Source organism: Nocardiopsis halophila DSM 44494, from assembly GCF_000341245.1.
Classification (GTDB): domain Bacteria; phylum Actinomycetota; class Actinomycetes; order Streptosporangiales; family Streptosporangiaceae; genus Nocardiopsis_A; species Nocardiopsis_A halophila.
Genome location: NZ_ANAD01000099.1, coordinates 1 through 649, shown reverse-complemented (window position 1 = coordinate 649; position 649 = coordinate 1). Strand labels below are relative to the sequence as shown.

General features: G+C 75.2%; 1 pseudogene. It reads right to left on the bottom strand.

Annotation, left to right across the window (positions count from 1 at the left end):
* Nucleotides 1–403: 403 nt before the first annotated feature.
* Nucleotides 404–649, bottom strand: a pseudogene (locus tag D450_RS30090) (precorrin-3B C(17)-methyltransferase); the annotation flags it as partial.

Genomic DNA, 649 nt, shown 5'->3' with positions numbered 1-649 from the left:
CGACACCCCGGCGGCCCGCCGCCACGCAAGCAGACCGGAGCGGGGCACCAGCCGCGCCGCCGTTGCCGACTCCGCCGGCCGCCCGCATGCCGTGCGCCCGACAGTGCTACCTGCAGGCGGCGCCGACCCTCGTCGCCGCCCTTCCCCTGCACCGAAGGGCCCCGCCACCCGGCAAACAGGCCGGAGCGGGGCACCAGCCGTACCGTCGCCGCCTACCCCTCCCCCTAAGGGCCCTGCCACCCGGCAAGCAGGCCGCTTTGAGTCGAGACGCGTCCGCCGCTCAAAGGGAACCGTCCCCGGCCGTCGGCCACGCACGGCTTCCGCCCGCTTCTTCCCGTGGTCGTCTCCCGGCGGCCCCCGCCGGGAGACGACCACGGACCGTCCCTGCACCGTCCCCCGGTGCTCAGTCCTCGGGCGCCCCGCGCCAGGTGTAGCCGCGCGGGGTCACGAACCGTCCCGCGACGTCCCTGGAGGCCGAGCTGCCGACCAGGACCACGGTGAACATGTCCACCTGGTCGACCTCCCCGTCGAGCATCGCGCGCAGCGTCGTCAGGACCGTCCGCTCGCTCTCCCGGGTCGCGTTGTGCACGTACCCCACGGGCGTGTCCTCGGGCCGGTGCTCGGCCAGCATCTCCAGCGCCCTGGTCAG